Below are 20,231 nucleotides of genomic sequence, written 5' to 3' on the forward strand. Positions count from 1 at the left end.
TCGCTACGCTCGCAAGACTTCCTGCAATGTTCTATCACCAATCTCAATCCTTCTTTCCCTTCTATCCAAAGGGGGGTACGATGTTGCTTCCGTTTCCCACAATCAATGAAAAGGCATTTTGCCTTGCTTGTTTCCTCACGGTTTATTATAATTTAAATCGTTATAAAATAATCTTTTATTGATCTACGGAGCGTTTCAAGGCGTGGCCTTATTGAAGTCATCTTCAGCGAATTCCGAATTTGATATACTCAAAATCGTCGCAAAGAAAAAACTCTCAGAATCAGATCATGCATTGGTACGTGCCGAATTGCAAAAACGGTCTATGCCTCGTCATATAGCCATCATTATGGATGGTAACGGTCGCTGGGCTAAACAACGTGGATTACCGCGAATTGCCGGGCACAACGAAGGCGTTAATTCGGTCAAAGATATCACGGAGGGTTGTGGTGAACTGGGCATCGAAGCGCTGACACTGTATGCTTTCAGTCAAGAAAATTGGAAACGCCCAAGCTGGGAGGTTTCGGCCTTGATGAAGCTGCTTATGCGTACGATCCTCAATCAGATTGATAGCCTTAATCGTCAAAATGTACGAGTTAAAACGATCGGCCATATAGATATGTTGCCTGCCGGTACGCTAAATCAGGTAGAAAAAGCGATTGAAATAACTAAAAATAATACAGGCTTGGTGCTCAATCTCGCTTTGAGTTATAGCGGTCGTATTGAAATTCTCGACGCCGTAAAACGGCTTTATCAAGAGGCTGCGCGAAAAAAAACATTGATGGATTCGCTGGACGAATCGGTATTTGCTAAGTATCTGGATACCTTTGATCTGCCGGACCCGGATCTTGTAATACGAACGAGCGGAGAATTTCGTGTAAGTAACTTTTTACTTTGGCAGATTGCGTATGCCGAATTGTATATAACGGATATCTATTGGCCGGATTTTCGCAAACCTCAGCTGTACAAGGCCATATTGGATTATCAAAAACGCGAACGGCGTTTCGGAAAAGTAAGCGAGCAGATCGCGGAAGAAAAAAAAGAAAAATAATAACATTTTATCGTATACCCACGTAACTCAGTATGTATCAATATCCGGAGACAACGAATCACGTAATGAAACTTGCAAAAATCATCGTCATCACCGCCTTTTTGCTCTGCTTAGGAAGTAACCGTGCATCTGCTTTGTTTGCGCAGTCCGGAGCCAAACCTAAAATCGCATCCATTAAAATCGAAGGCAATATCAAATCCGATCCGGAATTAATTGTCATTGCCACAGGCCTGTCGGTAGATCAAGAGTTTAACCTGGATGATATTCAGAAAGCCATGGAAAATCTATGGCAAATGAATGTCTTCAAAGACATTCAGGTTTTTGGTGAACAAACAGAAAACGGCATTGCCGTCGTATTTGAAGTTAAAGAGTATCCGCGTCTGGAAAATCTTGAAATAAACGGAACGGATGAAATTGAAGAAAAAGATGTCCGATCCAAATTTGGTTTGTTCAATGGTCAGACGGTAAGCCCGCAACATATCAAAAAAGCTACCGAACGCGTGCGCCAGCTTTATGCTAGCGAAGGGTATCGCAATGTTGAAATTGATGTAAAGTCTTATAATTCGGAAACGGATACCGGCAAGGTTTTACTCAAAATCGAAATTGAAGAAAATGATAAGGTGAAGATTCGCGGCATAACATTTCACGGGAATAAGGCCTTTAGCAATGGTAAATTGGAGGGGGCCTTTGATGATACTAAGGCCAAACGCGGGTTCTGGAAATGGTTTAAGAGCGGTGATTTTGATGAAAAGAAATATAACGAAGACCTTAAGAAGTTGTTGATGTTTTACAAGAAGAGAGGTTTTCGTGATATCCAAATTATGAAGGATTCAGTGTATTACGCACAGAACAACAAGGATCTGCATATCGATATTTGGGTTGAAGAAGGGGTTAAGTATCACATCGGTAATATTTCGTTTACCGGCAATACACTTTTTTCTGGAGACGAACTTACGGCGGCATTGGGCTTTGAACGCGGTGATGTGTATGATCAAGAAAAATATGACCGCAACATGCAGGAGCGAGTAAATGCCTTGTATTATGATAGGGGTTATATTTACGCCCAACTTGTTCCGATTGAGCGACCATCTAATAAGGATACGCTCAATCTTGAATTTGTAGTCACTGAAGGCAATCAAGTTGATATCGAGCGTGTGGAGATACGTGATAATACTAAAACAAAAGAAAAAGTTATTCGCCGTGAAACGGTGGCCTATCCGGGTGAAAAATTTAGTCGTGATGCGTTGATTCGCACACAGCGTAACTTGATGGTGCTGAATTATTTTGAAACGGTTATACCTGACGTACAACCCGTGAGCCAGGACAAAGTAAACGTCATCATTACCGTAAAAGAGAAGCCGACAGATACAGCCAATCTTTCAATAGGCTATAGTGCTCAGGACGGGTTGATCGGTTCTGCCGGTGTGGCGTTTAATAATTTTTTAGGCAACGGCCAGGTCGTAAACCTCAACTTACAGTTAGGCGGTGCCGGATATAAAGTGTTTTCTATAGGGTTTCAGGAGCCCTATTTATTTGATACGCGCACTTCGTTCGGTGCCAGTATGTATTATTCGATTGATGGTAATCGCCGCGCACAGTATGTCGGCTATAAGAGCCAAAGTTATGGCGGCTCCGTTAACTTCGGTCGTCGCCTCAAGTGGCCCGACGATTTTTTTACGGCGAGCTGGTCTGTTGCTTATGGTAATTCAAAACTTAAGCCTTTGAGCACGAGTCAAGTGTCAGACTATATTGCGTACGGCCATACTCAATCTGTGACGTTATCGCAGGTAATAAATCGTGACAGCCGCGATGCCGCGGAGTTTCCAAAAACCGGTTCGGTTTTCACATTGACATCCGATATCGGTTTCTTTTCTATTGATACGGTCGGCTATTTGAATTCGCTGCGTGTATTACCGAAAAATTTCTTCAAAAACACGTTCCGCGCTCAAAATTATATGCCGTTATTTTGGAATTTTGTCTTTTATACGGACTTTACGATGGGTTATGTGCGCACATTTAGATCTACCTCATCGGTGGAGGACATTCCGCAATTTGATCGCTTCTACATGGGCGGCGGTGCGCTGGATATAGGTTCTATCCAAATGCGCGGATACGGCGGAAGAAAAGTCGGCGGTCAAGCGGTGACTGAAAGCGGCATTTCGTATCCGATCGGAGGAACGTCAATGGTTAAGTACTCTGCAGAAATCCGGTTGCCCGTGATTCCGAACCCAACAATGTTTATTTTGGGCTTCGCTGAAGCGGGTAATGTGTTTCAATCATTAAAAACTACTGATCCCTTCCAAGTCAAACGTTCTATTGGTTATGGTTTCCGCTTATTTATGCCGCTTGTAGGGGTGATCGGTTTGGATGTAGCCTATGGCCTTGATCGAAAGGATAAGAGCCGTAACTTCCCCAAACTTCACTTTCAGCTTGGGCAGCAGTTTTAGTTAAAAGGGTCTTTTATGAAATACTTAGTTTGGATGAGTTTACTTTTCTCCTTTAGTCCTGTATATATAGGCGATGTGTACGCACAGGGTAAAATGGGTTATGTAGACTTTCAATATCTTATAACACAAATCCAGTCGGTGCAAGACGTGCAGACGGAGCTGGAAAAATTATCACGTGATTGGACAGATCGGCTTTCGGCGATGGAAGACAGTGTGGCATTAATCGAAAAAGATTATGAAGCATTGAGTATCACCTTGACCAAAAGCGGCAAAAATGTGTTAGAGAAGAATATTGCCGATGCTAAACAAAAGATTTTAGTTTACCGTGAGCAGAAATTTTCTCCTGTAACGGGTGAATTATACAAAAAACAACAGGAATTACTGCAGCCCATATTAGACAAAGTGAAACGCGCCATAGACAACGTACGATTGAAAGAAAAATATGATGTTGTTTTTGACATCTCAACAGGTAACCCGGTTTCTATTGATAAACGTTTCGATTTGACATTGCTTGTTCTGGAAGAATTGCCGGCTGTCGGTTTAACGACTGTTCAAATCGAAGGACGGGGAACGGATTCAAACTTGAAAGCGCCAGGTACAAATCCAGCCAACCGCACGCCTTCGGGGCGAAGCTCTAAAGGTACAACCAATGAAACAAGTAAGCCTGTAAAAGAGAACGATTCAGACCCTGCAATCAAAGATAACTAATCTACATTTCCATATTAAAGGAGAATATCCGTGAAAAAAACAATGATAGCGATTCTCATGTTGACTCTGGGAATAAATGCGGTGTTAAAGGCACAAGGTAAAATTGGCTATGCCGATTCTCAGAAAATTTTGCAATCCTTGAAAGAAACCGAGACTGTTCAAACTAAATTACAAGCCGAACAAGAACGCATTTATAAACAATTTCAATACATGCAGGATTCCTTGCAAACGATGCAGGAAGACTATGTGAAAAATTATCGAGACAACCCGCTGATCAAAGATAACATCAAACAAACGTTCCAAAAAGGTATGGAAGAACTCGCCTACCTGATCCAGAATTCGCAGCAAAAATATCAGGAAGAAATGTATAAGAAACAGCAAGAACTGATGGCTCCGATTTTGGATAAAGTGAAAAAAGCGATTGAAACAGTTCGCAAAGCTAAAGGTTATGATATGATTTTGGACAGCTCGCCAGGTATGATTTTGGCGTATGATCCTCAATTGGACATGACCCAAAAAACGATTGATGAATTAATTCGTATGGCCACGGCAGCCCCTACCACGGGAACAGGCGGAAAATAAAAATTTGATTTAAAGACAAAAAAATGGAAACTTCAATTGAGGTTTCCATTTTTTATTTATTGAGGGTGGATGGCGTCGCGAAGTAATAAATTTTCCGACATTGCCAAATTATTAGAGCGGTCGTTTGTCGGGTCGGATTCTGAAATAACCGGATTCAACGTACCCATGTACGCTTTGGAATCGGAAGTGATTTTTTTGTTTCAAAAAAAATATGTCCCCCAAGCGATTTCCGGCAATTCAAAATTTTGGATTGTTTCGGAAAAAGTTTTTACAAAAGATTTAGCTGATCAATGTTTGAAAAAAAACACGACTTATATTTTATCCAAAGATCCTTATGAAGATATCATAAAGGTACTGACATGGTGGATTGCTCAAAGGGCTCATCGTAGAGGTAACGCGCGTAAAAGAAAAAGTAATCTATCTACCGGTGTAAAAACTCATAGATCGTCCGTCATAGGTTATGATACGATTATAGGCAGGGGGACATTGGTATCTGCTCATGCTGTCATCGGAAATCATGTGCGTATTGGAAAAGAATGTGTCATTTATCCCAATGTCACCATTTATGATAATACGATCATAGGCGACCGAGTGATCGCTCATGCCGGAAGTGTAATCGGCAGCGATGGGTTTGGTTTTCATAAAACGAAAGAAGGATATTTGAAAATTCCGCATGTTGGACGCGTTGTGATCGGCGATGATGTTGAGATCGGGGCTAACTGTTGTATAGATCGCGGAACCGTCGGCGAAACAAAAATCGGGCATGGATGCAAATTGGATAATCTTATCCAGATCGGACATAATGTGGTTATCGGTCCGCATACTGTAATTGCCGCGCAAGCCGGCGTCGCAGGTAGTACGCGTATCGGCGACCATGTAACTATCGCCGGGCAGGCTGGACTTGTCGGCCACATTAATATCGGCGATCGCGCAGTAATTGCTGCACAGGCCGGTGTAATTGGTTCCGTGGATGAAAATACAACCGTGTCCGGATATCCCGCACGCGAACATCATGTGGCGTTGCGGCGCGAAGCTACTCTCAAAAAAATAATAGAACAATACGATCAAAAAGATAAAGTGTAAAGCCTATGCAAGAAGTTACCGATGACGGATTAGCGAGACCACGCAAAGTACCGGAAGACCTGGATTTGGATATTTCTCTCCGTCCGTCCCGTTTTGATGAATTTGTGGGACAGCAACGGATTATCAACAATCTTAAAGTGTTTATCGAGGCGGCGAGATTACGCGGCGAAGCTTTGGATCATGTTTTATTATCCGGGCCGCCAGGCCTTGGAAAAACGACGTTATCTCATATCGTAGCGCACGAATTAGGTGTGCATATCAAAATAACCTCCGGCCCGGTCTTAGACAAAGCCGGTGATCTTGCGGGCATTCTGACCAATCTGGAAGAACGTGATGTGCTTTTTATTGATGAAATTCATCGTCTCAATCCGATCGTTGAAGAATATTTATATTCGGCCATGGAAGATTTTCAACTCGATATTGTCATTGATAAAGGCCCGAGTGCGCGTACCATTCAGTTGACGTTGCCGCATTTTACATTGATCGGAGCGACGACGCGGGCAGGACTTATCACCGCACCATTACGTTCACGTTTCGGTATTACTTCGCGGTTGGATTATTACAACGATAAAGATTTGGCGCACATCGTCACCCGTTCCGCTGAAATTTTACAAGTGGACATAGATGCCAGCGGTGCTAATGAAATAGCAAGCCGTTCGCGCGGTACGCCGCGAATTGCCAATCGGCTTTTAAAACGTGCGCGGGATTTTGCGCAGGTGCGCGGTAAAAAAATCATTGATAAAGAAATCGCCGATTATGCCTTAAAAGCACTCGAAGTGGACGAGCATGGTTTGGACGAAATGGATAAACGCATTTTATCTAATATTATTGAACGCTTTAATGGTGGACCGGTGGGTATTGATAATATCGCCATAGCCGTCGGCGAAGAAAGCGGAACCATCGAAGAAGTTTACGAACCGTTTCTGATTCAAAAAGGTTTCCTAAAGCGTACACCACGTGGTAGAGAAGTTACCAAATTGGCCTACGATCATCTGCGTATTCGACCTAGAAAAACTTCTCAGCAGGCCGGTTTAGATCTGGAAGAATGATCGCCGAAAATCTAATTGACTGTCAAGAGATCCTTGAGTGCGCGGGTTGTTTCACGGGGGTTTACGGATAGACCGATCGCGGATATTACAGCAATCCCATCAACTCCGCATGCGAGAACTTCTTTAACATTATTTTGGTTTATACCGCCGATCGCTACTACAGGTAACTTTACCAAATCCCGAATTTGTTTTAACCCCGTTGTACCGATAATGCCGGCTATATCTTTTTTGGATGCCGTCGGGAAAACAGTGCCGACGCCGATATAATCCGCGCCCGCGGATTCGGCCGTTTGCGCTTCCAGTTGCGTGTGGGTTGAAATTCCAATAATTGCCGAATCGCCTAATATCTTACGCGCTGCTTCGATGGTAATATCCTCTTGCCCGAGATGTATGCCTTCCGCACCGATAGCCGCGGCAACTTCTATACGATCATTGATGATCAGCGGAATATTTTTGCTATATGTTACGTGGTGAATTGTTCGCCCTAACGCAATCATCGCATTGACAGAAAGATTTTTTGCTCGCAGTTGTACGAACGTGACACCGCCTTGAATAGCTTCTTCGACTACAGAACATATTTTGCCTGCGGGTATCATGCCGACATCAGCAATAAAATATAAGCTTACGTTTAATCGTTTATTCATAACACATCACAATAAAAAACTCCCGACAGGTAATGCCGGGAGTTTTTTTGAAACATAACAAATATTAAATAGTCTGGTTTTCGTCGAAATTTTCGAGATGGTATGCGACGCGTTGCAGATACTGTCCGCCGAGAGCGCCGTCCACGACACGGTGGTCGTAAGAGAGCGATGCATACATGATTGGGCGTATTACGATCATATCTTCGCCATCATCGGTAGTGATCACTACAGGACGTTTTTTGATCGTGCCAACGCCCATAATTGCAACCTGAGGTTGATTGATGATAGGGAAGCCTACCGTCGTACCGAAAACACCCATATTGGTCAACGTAATCGTTCCATCCTGAATATCTTCGGGGCGAAGCTTTTTAGAGCGTGCGCGTAGAGCGAGATCATTCGTTGCGCGGCAAATGCCTACTAAGTTCATCGCATCGGCATCTTTGATCACCGGTACGATCAGCGCCGTATTATTTTCGATAGATACCGCCATACCCACATTGGTGTAGTTTTTCTTCACGATGGTATTACCGTCAACGGAGATATTGATCATCGGAAAATCTTTGATCGCGCGCACCATCGCATCAATGAGGAACGGGGTAAAAGTAAGTTTGAATCCTTCGCGCTTTTCAAAAGCCGATTTGTATTTATCGCGAAAACGTACGACGCGGCTCATATCAATTTCCGTCATCGAATACACGTGTGCGGAAGTGTCAATACTCCGGCGCATGTGCTCAGCAGTAATGCGGCGTATATTATTCATTTCGATGAGTTCCGAGCGTTCTTTATTGTATCCGTATTTAACATCGGAAACCTGTTTAGCCGGTGCGGCCGCTGTAGATGCGGATGTTGTCGCCGTGGCAGCAGGACGAACACCGCCTTTGGGACGTTTAGCTAAATAGGCGAGTACGTCATTTTTACTTACACGATGATTAAGCCCGGTTCCGGCGATCGAATCCAGCTCCTGCATCGAAAGCCCTTCAGCTTTTGCGATGGAACGTACGAGCGGTGAATAAAAGCGATTGCTCTCGCCTTTAACCATGCCGCCGCCGGCATTTACAGTAGCTGCGGGAGTCGCTGACGCCGTGATTTGGTTCTGTTTCTGGAAATCTTCAATAGAACTAGAAAAATGCATTTTTTCTTCGGTTTTGGGCGTCGGTGCGGCCGTTGTTGAAGCGGCGACCGTAGCGCCTTCGGCACCAATACGTGCGATCAAAGTTCCAACAGCCACGGTTGTACCTTCAGGAACGATAATTTCCGTAATAACGCCGGATGCCGGAGAAGGAATTTCAGAATCTACTTTATCAGTGCTGATTTCGAGGACAGTTTCATCTTTGGCCACCTTGTCGCCGGCTTTTTTATGCCATTTCAAAATTTTACCTTCGGCAATACTTTCACCCATTTGAGGCATGACCATATCTACCGAGGCCCCACCGGAAGCAGGCTTTGAAGCAGGCGTGCTTTGTGCGACAGGAGCTGTTTTGGACTCAACCTTAGGAGAAGGTGTAGATGCCGACGATGCGACCGAGGCGTTAGCATCAGTTTCGATACGTGCGATCAATGCGCCAACAGCGACGGTAGTACCTTCAGGAACGATGAGCTCAGCAATAATGCCCGATGCGGGCGAAGGGATTTCCGAGTCCACTTTGTCGGTGCTGATTTCAAGGACTGTTTCGTCTTTGCTTATCTTATCGCCGACTTTTTTGTGCCATTTCAGAATTTTGCCTTCGGCAATACTCTCGCCCATCTGGGGCATGACCATATCCACTTTTGCCATGAGTAACGCTCCTTAATTGATCATGTATGTAATATTGTATATTCTTCGAATTAAGCGGGGCAAAGTATCAAAAAAGAGTTTCACTTTCAATACCAATTTACCCTTGTCAGCGATGCTTCCATTCCGGTTTTCGCTTTTGCATAAAAGCGGTAATACCTTCTTCGATATCGTGCGTTTTGACCAGCTCTTGGAGGTATATGTTTTCAGCCGTATCAAGTGCGGTAGTGAAGGGTTTATCCGCGCCGGCCAGCAGTGCTCGTTTGGTTTGTTTTAGTACGGTACCGCTGAGGGCATTCAGATTTTGTAAAAGCGTATCGGTTGCGGATGGAAGTTCATCGGGCGGCACCACCTTGTTGATCAAACCGAGCGATAACGCCTCGTGCGCCGTGATATTTTCACCCAGCATGCAAATTTCCATCGCGCGACGAAACCCTATTTTTTGTGGTAGCCATGCCGCAGCAACCGGAGGGTAGCATCCTACTTTGATTTCAGGTTGGCCAAAAATAGTCGAATCGGATGCAATTACGAAATCACAGAAAGTAGCCAATTCCATACCGCCTCCGAGGCAATAGCCGTGGACAGAAGCAACGGTGATTTTATCGGAATTAGCCAAAGTGCGAAAAATATGATGAAACGATTTCAACATACTGTTGATCTTGTCCAACGTGTGATCCTTGATGTCAACGCCGGTTGAAAACGCTTTATCACCTGCACCGCGAAACACAATCGTTGTTACATCCGGGTTGCTTGTGATTTTATCTAATGCGACGTTTAGTTCATCAATCATGGACAGATTGATGACATTGACCGGTGGGCGATTGAGCGTCACGTGCGCTTCGCGCGCATGATGGTCGACACGTATCGTTGTATAATCCATAGATGCTCCGTGATTATTCGTTGTACAAAACTTCGACTAATACATCGCCGATTTGTTGCAGGCTCTCGGCACTGCATTTATCGGGCGTATCATCCATCGTGTGGTGGTAACGGTTGCTGTCATCCGGATAATCAAAATCTATGATGTTAATGCATTTGATGCCGATCCGAAGCAGCGGTATATGGTCGTCATAAACATTGCTTTCAATCGTTTTACGAAAAGCCGGTTTTTCAAGACGTTTGGCGGCATCCCAGACTTTATTCACAATGTCCTTTGCGCCGGTGTACGAATTTTGTTCAATCGGTAAATCCAGATTTTTATCACCGATCATATCAAGCAGAATGGCAAAGTCCGGAAAATATGTTTTATTGTTCTTTGCAAAATATTCCGATCCGATACAATAAGCATTGAGACTATCCGGTTTGGATTCCCAATTGTGATCGCCGTAATCTTCCAAATCAAAAAGAATAATGTCCACACCGATGTCCAGCGGCTGTTGCTTTATGGTACGCGCCATTTCAAGTAATACCGCTACACCGGACGCCCCGTCATTGGCGCCGATGATAGGCTTCATGCGATTGGCCGGATCGGGATCTTTATCGGCCCAGGGGCGTGTGTCCCAATGCGCACAAAGAAGAACGCGCTTTTTATTTTTAGGATTGAGATTGATGGACGCGATGATATTGGTGAGTTCAAATTTTTTGGTTGTATCGCGTTTGTCCGTGTAATGAAATTTCTGATGATCTACGCGATCGCAATATTTGCGCAGCTCTTCCGTCATATATTCGAGCGCTTTTTGGTGGCCTTCAGATCCCGGGTTTCGCGGGCCGATTTCGCATTGTTTTTTCAGGTAATTCATGGCCGATTGGCCGTCAAATTGCGGCTTTACTACAAACCAATGGCAGCTGTTGACCGATATCATCAGACCGGTCAAAATCAGAAGGAATAGACTGCGCATGCAAACTCCGTGTTAGGAATGTTGTTCGGGCGATGCATGATGCTTGGCCCCGTTATCAGATAGTACCGATGAAACGCTTTGGGATTCGATCACGGCATAAGCGTCATGATTATGAATACTTTCTAAATTGGTCACATCTACACGGTAACGCACGATACGTGCATCTTGCGAGAGTTTGATGGCGATGTCGCGTACCAGGTCTTCGACAAATGCCGGATGATCGTATGCGCGTTCGGTTACGTATTTTTCGTCTTCGCGTTTGAGTACGACATAGAGCTCGCTGCTGGCACATGTTTCAACAGAATAAACCAATTCTTCGATACTGAGAAAATTATCCGTTTCACACTCGGCTTTTACGGTTACAAGGCTGCGCTGATTGTGCGCACCGTATTCGGAAATAGACTTGGAACAAGGACACAACGTGGTGACCGGCACCTGTACTTCCAAGGACAACGTCATTTTATCGTGAACACAGGTCGCGTCGAGCGCAACGGTATAATCCATGAAACTTTTGGTGAGTGTGACCGGCGCTTCTTTTTCGATAAAATAAGCAAAAGTCACTCTTGCAAAAGCGCGATCCGCGTGCAACCGTTCACGCATCATATTCATGAAATAAGGCATGCTTTCGATGGATAATCCGTCCTGCCAGGCATTGAGGATTTCACCGAAACGACTCATGTGCGTACCTTTTTTATCGTGGGGCAAATCAACAGCCAAATCCCACATGGCAACGGTAGGAATGCGTCGACCTGCGGCATTGATAAAAGTCAGAGGATATTTGAGATTTTTTATGCCGACCCGTTGAATGGGCATTTTACGAAAATCGTCTCGACCTTGCGTATCTTCGATAGCGGACATTGTTTTCCTTATGTTATAGACTAACCAAATACCTCGGCGGTGATACCGAGCGTACGGATTTGAGCAGCTATTTTTTCTAATTCGGTTGCGCTTATTTTTTCGAGTGTTTTAACCGGGGTATCACGATCAATCGGATATATCATTACTTTTCGCGGTTTTATCATTTCGATGCGACGAAGCCATGCGTGAACTTCTTCCGGCGTAGTATTATCAATCACCGTGTTTTGGTGTTCGCCGCGTAAAAATAGGGTCTGAATGATTAGGTTGCCATTAAATTTTTTAAGAGTTTCCGTTATACCGTCCAGCGAAATTCCTTTATCCGGTATATCAATCCGCTGAAACATAGTTTCTGTTCCGGCATCCAATTTGAGAATGGGGTCGTCGGTTTTTTTGAGGGTATCGAATATTTCAGTTTTGTGAACACGCGTTGCATTGGTTAAAACAGCAATACGGGCATTCGGAAAGTATTTCTCACGTTTTTTACGGGTGGTGTCAATAATGGCTGAAAAATTCGGGTGTAAAGTCGGTTCGCCGTTGCCGGCAAAAGTAATGTGGTCAATGTTCTGATTTTGTTGTCGTAATGCCGATAGTTTGGACTCGAGTGCCTCGGTAAACTCTTCCAACGTCGGGATCACATCTTTGACGGAGGTATCGGTCCATCCGCATTCGCAATACACACATTCAAAATTACACACTTTACGTCCAACCGGAAGCAGATTGATCCCCAGCGATGTGCCCAATCGGCGCGTGGTAAGCGGTCCATATATTGTAGTGGCGTGTAAAAACATGCGTATCAGCTAAAAGTGGATAATTTGAAATTCTTAGGAACCGTACATTTCCGTAATATCCTCATTTTTTTGCAGCACACGAAATTCGTCCATACGGATTTCCTGTTCGCCGGTGACACGGCTAAAAATCAGATAGCGCCAGCGCATATTTTTTATTTTGGGTTTGACCTGCTCCAAAATATCGGAATTGACGACGAATTCGAGTTTGGAGAAAAAGCTATTTTTTTCTTTGTAACGGCGCACCCAACGTTCGATTTTATCAAATAGCGTGGTACGATTGCCCACGCGACCCGTACCGCTACAGGCCGGACAAGGTTCGCTGAGCGAAAACATAATACTCGGGCGGATGCGCTCGCGCGTCATCTCAATAAGACCGTATTCGTCCATAGGAAGAATGCTGAATTTGGCGCGGTCTTTTCGAAGTTCCTTTTTCATTTCTTCAAAAAGTTTTTTCTTGTTGCGCTCGTCGTGCAAATCTATAAAATCAATAACAATAAGTCCGCCGATATCCCGTAAACGCAACTGCCTGCAGGTCTCACGCGCAGCGACCATATTGACGGCCATGGAGTTTTCTTCATAAGAACCGCGTCCGATGTATTTCCCGCTGTTGACATCCACCGAAATAAGCGCTTCCGTATGTTCGATGATGATGTAACCGCCGTTTTTGAGCGGAACTTTTTTCTCGATACTTTGTTGCAGATCCTGTTCGATATTGTACAAATCAAATATCGGCTTGTTACTGCGATAGAGTTCGATACGATTGCCAAGTTGCGGTGATGTCGTCGAGATATAGTTAGAAATCGATTTGTATAATTTTTTATCATCAATAAGTACACGGGAGACATCATTGGAAAAAAGATCGCGGATGACACTGGAGACCATTTCCATATCTTTATACACGAGATTGGGTGCGGACATTTTTTGAGCTTTGGTATCAATATCGTGCCAGGTGTCCAAACAATTGCGAATATCGTTACGCAATACTTCTTCATCGCGCTCTTCCGCATTGGTGCGTACGATCAGACCAAAATCCCGCGGTTTGACTTCTTTGGCCAATCGGCGGAGTCGTTTTCTTTCGGGAACAGTATTGATCTTTCGGCTGATGCCGATCATTTCATTGGGGTCGTTGGGGATGAGCACGGTAAATCGGCCGGGTATCGAAATTTCCGAAGTTACACGGGCGCCTTTGTTGTAAATCGGCTCTTTGATGACCTGGACGAGAATTTCCTGACCGACGCGTAAAAAGCGTCCGTGGTTATCATGATTGTGAATACGGGGGTGATTAAAAGGTTTGACCGGCGCTTCGTTATCGTCCGCGTCATCGGCATCATTGATGACAGCATATTCGTGCGTGTTATCGCCGATATCGGAAAAATGCAGAAAGGCATCCTGCTTCATGCCGATATTAACAAAGGCGGCTTTCATGCCGGGGAAAACTTTGGCGACGCGACCTTTGTAAATGTCGCCGACCATTCGGTTTTTTTCCGGCCGTTCGACAAAAATTTCGACGAGCCGTTCATCCTCCACGATGGCGATGCGCGTTTCGGCATCGGTCGCGTTGATGATAATTTCTTTTTTCATACGTGTCCTATTCTATCGAATAGGGCAGAGGTTCTTCCTTAACGTACAGGATCGGATTTCCAAAACTATTGGAAAAGAACAAATATATAAATCACGGATTTGCACCGTGGTATTCGCGGGCAGACCGATATCAGATAACATCGCTGCGCCCCTAAACCTGGAAGAAAATTTCTGCCACATTCGTGGTTACAATTTTATATATATCAAATGATAATACACTCATACGTTGCGGGCGATAATACGCCAAAGTCTCTAAAAAAGCAAGGTTTTGCTTTACGGTTGATGCTCCGGTCTTAATAGGTCATTGATCGTTTTGACGGGGTTGAATGTAATGAGCGGCACCTCGACAAAAATAGTGATCCACTTAGCCATGGCCCCATTCCATAACCCGGGTAACTCCATAGCCTTTATTTCACGCCCATCTTTGGACTTTTTGGAAATAAAGCCGGTATGTGGATCAATAAAGCGATGCAGGTCAAACGGCTTTCCTTCAAAATCACGGACGCCGCAAACGATATCTACCGGGTTAAAATGTGTAGAGTCATCTAAAATGAGTTTTTGTTTGGGCCATTGAAGATCAATCTGGGCTGTTTCCACGATCTGAAGCGAGCGGTTTCCGTTAGGTTCTCTCACCCAAAACGGACCACCTCCGGGTTCGCCTTGATTGCGGACCATTCCGCAAACACGGATCGGACGGTTTAAAAATTGCATCAAATTATCACGCCGTTCGCGGATATCCTTCGTCGAACTTGCTTGCATGCCAAGTCGTGAAATGGCAAACGATTCGGCTTCGGTGACCGTTTCGGGATTCGGAGGATTATTTTTTAGTTTTTTAAGATAACCAAAAATTTCTTGCTGCATTTCAACCAGATGACCGCATAAAACTTTTTTGTATCGGAATGTCGGTTCTTTGAGACGATCAGGTACGACGTTATCAATGTTTTTGATAAAAACGATATCGCCGGACAGATCGTTAAGATTCTCGATCAAAGCTCCATGGCCGGCCGGTCGCAGATGTAAACGACCATCCCGATCGCGGACAGGCCGATTGTGCAAATCAACGGCAAGTGTGTCGGTGGAAGATTTTTGCTCTGAGATTTCAATTTGAATGCGACGACCGCTCGTTTCGTAACGAGAACGCACCGTTTGAATGTGCGAATCAATAAGTTGGCGGTATTCGCTTGAAATGGTAAAATGCACGTACGCATTCTGATCCGTATCTGTCGCATAAGCCAAAGCTTCGGCCAAATGTTCTTCCAAAGCCGTACGTGAACCCTCGGGATAACGATGAAAAGGAATGAGCGCCTTGGGTCTGTGGGCATAGTCCAAGCCGACATCATGCATCAGATATGATAATACGTCTGAATAGGAACGTGTTTGGCGCAAGGTTTCCAAAGACAAACCGTCTTTTGCCAAAACACCGTCTAACTCATCATAGAAAGCAAACTGGGTAAGCCGATCAAAAAAAGTTTTTAAAAAACGCGTGTCGGGGTGAGAGGTATTTTGCTGAAGCATCCGATCATAATGAACGGCCATCAAACTTTTGAACATGCGCGTAGCCGCGCCGGAAGCGGGTACAAACTTTTTAACACGTCCTGCTGCCGCGGCATCGTCGGCTTTTTTTATTAAGGCATCGTACGTATCGTCGGGTAAAACTGTTATGCCGTCGCCTATGGTGCAGGGACGATCCAATTCGACAAATGGAAATCCGGTTTTGAAAAATTCGATTTCAGCCGACAGTTGTTCGGGGGATTTGCCGATTTGGGCAAGTAAAGTGCGGTCATTATCCGTAAGTACGATATCCGACATGATCACCAGTGGCGTAACATTTCGACGGTAAGCCTTACGCCAAATCCTGTCGCAGAAATGCGATCCGTGTAAGGAAGTTCTTCTTCACTATTGGCGGTGCCGGCGATATCTAAATGGGCCCACGGCGTATTACCCACAAAATGTTTGAGAAATGCCGCCGCGGTGGAGGCGCCGCCCGGGCGACCGCCGGTATTTTTGATGTCGGCTATATGACTTTTGATTTGTTTGTCAAATTCTTTCCACAGCGGGAGTTCCCATATTTTTTCGCCGCTTGCATCGGACGCGTGCATCAACTTTTGTTTGAGATTACTATTCGTGGCAAAAAGACCGGCGCCATGCGTACCCAATGCAATCACGCAATGTCCAGTAAGCGTAGCATAGTCAATGATCACTTCCGGTTTGTAGCGCTGAGCGTAAGCCAGCGCATCGGCGAGGATCAATCGTCCTTCGGCATCCGTATTGATGATTTCAACCGTTTTGCCGGAATACATCGTCAAAACATCGCCGGGTTTATAAGCGCGGCTGCCGGTAAGATTTTCAGAAGAGGGGACGATGCCTACGACATGCAACGGGAGTTTCAATTCGGCAATCGCTTGCATAATACCGATGACGGCTGCACCGCCGCACATATCAAACTTCATGCGATCCATTTGGTCCGCCGGTTTGATCGAAATGCCGCCCGAATCGAATGTTAATCCTTTGCCGACGAGTACGATCGGTTTAGTGTTTTTTGGCTTAGCGGGTTTGTATTCCATGATGACCAGCCGCGGAGGTTCGGCGCTGCCGGCGGTGACACCAAGAAGGCCGCCCATTTTAAGCGATTTGATTTTGGTCTCATTGAATACGGTACATTTGATTTTGTGCGTACGGCACATCTCAGTTGCACGGTCGGCTAATACACGCGGAGGCAATTCGTTGCCCGGCGCATTGCCTAGATCACGGGTAAAATTGACCGCATTGCTTATAATTTCTCCGGCCCGAACACCTTGCTGCATGGCGGCCGTCGGTTCATGATCGGCAATAAGCGTTAGCTCTGTAATGCGATGCCGGTCTTGCGGCTTTTTGTCCGTATGGTACTTATCATACTTATAATGCGCAAGGCAAGCGCCTTCGGTAAGTGCCTGAGCTATGCGATCATCGGTCCAGTTTTTTTGCCGCAAATGCGCAGGAAAGGCGAGCGTGATTTTAGAATATTCCATAGCGAGTGCCGTACGCACGGCTTTGGCCGCCGTTCGCCGCAGAGTTTCCGGCTCGAGATCTTTGTATTCGCCCAACCCGATAAGTGCAATGCGTTTACTTGAGGTTTTGTCATTACCCAAAAGGAGAAATGTTTTTTCTTCTTCCGCGCCAAATTCTTTGGACTTCAGTAGTTTGGGAATCGTGTCTTCGTAGATATCTTCAAGTTCATTTTTCCAAAAATTTACGGGCTCGTTTTTGGCAATAAATACGCACGTTAATTCGCTCTTCCAGTGCTTGAGCTTGGAATATTTGGCCGATACGTGCATAATTATTTTTTACCGTAGGTTTCGTTGTAATATTTAACCATTTCGGGAATTATTTTTTTTAGCGTAGCATCAAATGGTTCTTTGAGCGAAATGCCCGACGCATTTTTGTGACCGCCGCCGCCGTAACGTTTGGAAAAAGCTTGGGTGTCAACATGACCTTTGGAACGTAGGCTGAACTTGATATATCCTTCATCGGTTTCGTATGCAAATACACCGAACATCGAGTTCTCAAGACTCAGAGCGTAGTTGACAAATCCTTCGGTATCATTTTTCGATGTACCGGTTTCCTGAAAGTCTTTCTTTGTAAGATAAGTCCAATGCATGCCTTCGTGGCACTCACTTTTCATACGATCAAGCGCCCGCCCGAGCAGTTTCAATGAACTCATGTGGCCTTGTTCGAAAATCTGCGAATAAATGTCGTTAGGTTTTACGCCGAGTGCGAGCAACTCGGCGGCCATATGGTGCGTTTCAGGGCGCGTAGAATTAAAACGAAATCCGCCGGTGTCCGTGAGCAGAGAAGTGTACAGCGCCTGGGCCATTTTAAAGTTGGGCTTACCTTTGAAGTAACGAATGAAATTATATACCAGTTCTGCTGTTGCCGGCGCTTTTTCATCAATGCACAGGTGGTCGGCAAAACCATCGTTATCCAAATGGTGATCAATACATATCGTCGTACCCGGTGCCTGGACGACTACCTCTTGCATCCGATCAAGTCGTTTGGATACACTGATATCAAGCACCATGATGACGTCGGCTTTTTGTATGACTTTGTCATGTTTGACAGGTTCATATGTTTCAATGATGTTTCCGTAATTGAGGTGTTGATAGGATTTGGAGATCGGGCTTGTATTGATGATACGCGGTGATTTTTTTAGTGATTTCAGGAAAAGATACATTGCCGCTTCGCTGCCGAGGCCGTCTCCATCGGGGTTGACATGAGTCGTCAAAACAAAAGTTTTCGCTTTGGCTATCACCGGTTTTATCGCGTCAAACATATTTTTCTTTTTGGCCTTTTTCGTTGCCATAACGCCATCCTCAGATTGGTGTCGATATAGTGGATTATTATAAGAGAACCGTTTTTCTTTTAAATGACATTTCGTTCTTTGGTCAGGTCGCCTTCGGCAAAACGCGTGAAACGCAGCGGCTTCAGATCAAACGTGTCGCATGTACCTTTGGTAACAAGTTCTGCGATGGCACGCCCGGCGGCCGGTGCATGCATGAGGCCGTGACCGCTAAAGCCGCCCGCCACGATAAAATTACTAAACTGCGGAACATAACTGAGAATGCTATGATGATCCGGCGTCTCTTCATACAAGCCGCCCCACGTTCCGGGATATTGTGTTTTGATTTCTGCATTTTCGAGATAAGGCATGACTTCCAGAGCCGTTGTCAGCATCTCGTCTAAAAATTCCGTATCAATGTTTTCGTCGTATCCCGGTTTTTCGTTTTTATTAGCGAGACCGATCAAAAGCCCATTACCTTCTTTGTGCATATACATACCGGTCGTGACGTCCACAACCATCGGAAATTTATTGGTCACAAAAGGTAATTCACCGGTGGTGGTGATCATGCGGCGTACGGGTTCGATGGGAATTTCAAAACCGAGCATTTTTCCGAGTTCTTTGGAAAAAGGCCCCGCTGCATTGACCACCATGTCGCATGCCACTTCACCTTTGGGAGTGATGACGTGCGTGATCCGATTACCGGCGGTTTTAAATCCGGTGCAAGGTGTTTCGGTCTCAAAATCAATGTTATGTTTACGCGCGCGTTTGAAATAAGCATCGACCGTCATCGAAGGATCAATCAAGCCGTCTTTTGCGCCAAATGTACCACCGAGTACGTTGTCCAACCCATAATTAGGTGCAAGCGCTGCGATTTCATCTTTGGAAATGAATCGTACATCTACGCCGTAACTTTGTTGAATTTCCATATTTTTCAAATAACGTTCTTTTTGCTCTTCATTTCGAACAACGAACAGATAACCGCATTGATTGAACTGAATACCGTATTCTTTTTCCAATGTTTCAAATTCGCGAATGCTGTAGTGGCTCATGTAAATATTGATCGGCGTTGAAAACTGAGCGCGAACACCACCTGCACATTTGGCTGTTGAGCCCGTACCGATAAGTTTTTCTTTTTCTAAAACCAAAACATTAGCACAACCGAGTTCTCCGAGGTGGCTCGCCACGCTGGCACCGATACATCCCGCTCCGATTACCACCACATCATATTTCTGCTTCATGGGAATCCCTGTAAAATATAAACGTAATAAGTTAGGATTAAAAATTCATAAGCTTAATATAAATCAATATTTAGTGAAAGGCAAATTGAAAGTTTGGGTTGAGACTATGATGACAGTTGCCACCTGATGTTAACAAGCACAATTTAAATCGAGTTTATTGCAAGTATAGGATTAATAATAAGATGTATTGTTTTAGTTAAGAACCAAAAGTGACAAGATGTGAAAATGAAATGGTTAGTATTTTGAATATTTGGTACAAAGCAAAAATTCTTTTTGAT

The 20,231-nt window shown here is 44.7% G+C and carries 17 protein-coding genes; 6 read left to right on the plus strand and 11 right to left on the minus strand.

Annotated features, from left to right (window positions below; genetic code table 11):
- Positions 1-253 precede the first annotated feature (253 nt).
- The 6 genes from HUU58_12985 to ruvB all read left to right on the plus strand — a co-directional run bounded on the left by HUU58_12985 (position 254) and on the right by ruvB (position 6,917).
- A complete protein-coding gene (locus HUU58_12985; protein ID NUN46585.1) occupies positions 254-1,048 on the plus strand; it encodes an isoprenyl transferase in 795 nt (264 codons plus the stop codon).
- A 65-nt stretch (positions 1,049-1,113) separates the two neighbouring features.
- Complete coding sequence (gene bamA, locus HUU58_12990; GenBank protein NUN46586.1) at positions 1,114-3,495, plus strand: outer membrane protein assembly factor BamA; 2,382 nt, start codon at positions 1,114-1,116, stop codon at positions 3,493-3,495.
- A 15-nt stretch (positions 3,496-3,510) separates the two neighbouring features.
- Positions 3,511-4,203, plus strand: coding sequence for an OmpH family outer membrane protein (locus HUU58_12995; protein ID NUN46587.1), 693 nt, complete (start codon positions 3,511-3,513; stop codon positions 4,201-4,203).
- Between the two features lie 30 nt (positions 4,204-4,233).
- On the plus strand, positions 4,234-4,785 hold the full coding sequence (locus tag HUU58_13000; GenBank protein NUN46588.1) for an OmpH family outer membrane protein: 552 nt from the start codon (positions 4,234-4,236) through the stop codon (positions 4,783-4,785).
- A 69-nt stretch (positions 4,786-4,854) separates the two neighbouring features.
- A complete protein-coding gene (lpxD, locus tag HUU58_13005; GenBank protein ID NUN46589.1) occupies positions 4,855-5,868 on the plus strand; it encodes a UDP-3-O-(3-hydroxymyristoyl)glucosamine N-acyltransferase in 1,014 nt (337 codons plus the stop codon).
- A 5-nt stretch (positions 5,869-5,873) separates the two neighbouring features.
- Positions 5,874-6,917, plus strand: a complete 1,044-nt coding sequence (gene ruvB / locus HUU58_13010; GenBank protein ID NUN46590.1) for a Holliday junction branch migration DNA helicase RuvB — start codon at positions 5,874-5,876, stop codon at positions 6,915-6,917.
- A gap of 11 nt (positions 6,918-6,928) precedes the next feature.
- On the opposite strand, the gene thiE is transcribed toward ruvB, so the two are convergent.
- From thiE to HUU58_13065, 11 genes are all read right to left on the minus strand, one after another.
- The gene (gene thiE, locus HUU58_13015) at positions 6,929-7,561 is read right to left on the minus strand and encodes a thiamine phosphate synthase (protein ID NUN46591.1); all 633 of its coding nucleotides are present in this window, start codon (positions 7,559-7,561) and stop codon (positions 6,929-6,931) included.
- Positions 7,562-7,625: 64 nt separating this feature from the next.
- A complete protein-coding gene (gene sucB / locus HUU58_13020; GenBank protein NUN46592.1) occupies positions 7,626-9,335 on the minus strand; it encodes a 2-oxoglutarate dehydrogenase, E2 component, dihydrolipoamide succinyltransferase in 1,710 nt (569 codons plus the stop codon).
- Positions 9,336-9,441: 106 nt separating this feature from the next.
- Positions 9,442-10,212, minus strand: coding sequence for an enoyl-CoA hydratase/isomerase family protein (locus HUU58_13025; protein ID NUN46593.1), 771 nt, complete (start codon positions 10,210-10,212; stop codon positions 9,442-9,444).
- Between the two features lie 13 nt (positions 10,213-10,225).
- Positions 10,226-11,170, minus strand: a complete 945-nt coding sequence (locus HUU58_13030; GenBank protein NUN46594.1) for a M28 family peptidase — start codon at positions 11,168-11,170, stop codon at positions 10,226-10,228.
- 12 nt (positions 11,171-11,182) lie between these two features.
- Positions 11,183-12,028, minus strand: a complete 846-nt coding sequence (locus HUU58_13035; GenBank protein ID NUN46595.1) for a GTP cyclohydrolase I FolE2 — start codon at positions 12,026-12,028, stop codon at positions 11,183-11,185.
- 20 nt (positions 12,029-12,048) lie between these two features.
- Entirely contained in the window at positions 12,049-12,816 is a 768-nt protein-coding gene (locus HUU58_13040; protein ID NUN46596.1) for a radical SAM protein, read from the minus strand.
- A gap of 33 nt (positions 12,817-12,849) precedes the next feature.
- Positions 12,850-14,397 (minus strand): Rne/Rng family ribonuclease, encoded by a 1,548-nt coding sequence (locus HUU58_13045; GenBank protein NUN46597.1) that lies wholly within the window; start codon positions 14,395-14,397, stop codon positions 12,850-12,852.
- A gap of 273 nt (positions 14,398-14,670) precedes the next feature.
- A complete protein-coding gene (locus HUU58_13050; protein NUN46598.1) occupies positions 14,671-16,206 on the minus strand; it encodes a DUF4301 family protein in 1,536 nt (511 codons plus the stop codon).
- 2 nt (positions 16,207-16,208) lie between these two features.
- The gene (locus tag HUU58_13055) at positions 16,209-17,711 is read right to left on the minus strand and encodes a leucyl aminopeptidase (GenBank protein ID NUN46599.1); all 1,503 of its coding nucleotides are present in this window, start codon (positions 17,709-17,711) and stop codon (positions 16,209-16,211) included.
- Positions 17,712-17,713: 2 nt separating this feature from the next.
- Complete coding sequence (locus tag HUU58_13060) at positions 17,714-18,736, minus strand: bifunctional oligoribonuclease/PAP phosphatase NrnA (protein NUN46600.1); 1,023 nt, start codon at positions 18,734-18,736, stop codon at positions 17,714-17,716.
- Between the two features lie 59 nt (positions 18,737-18,795).
- Entirely contained in the window at positions 18,796-19,953 is a 1,158-nt protein-coding gene (locus HUU58_13065) for an FAD-binding oxidoreductase (protein ID NUN46601.1), read from the minus strand.
- Positions 19,954-20,231 lie beyond the last annotated feature (278 nt).

The sequence above is a fragment of the bacterium genome, assembly GCA_013360215.1.
GTDB lineage: Bacteria > CLD3 > CLD3 > SB21 > SB21 > JABWCP01.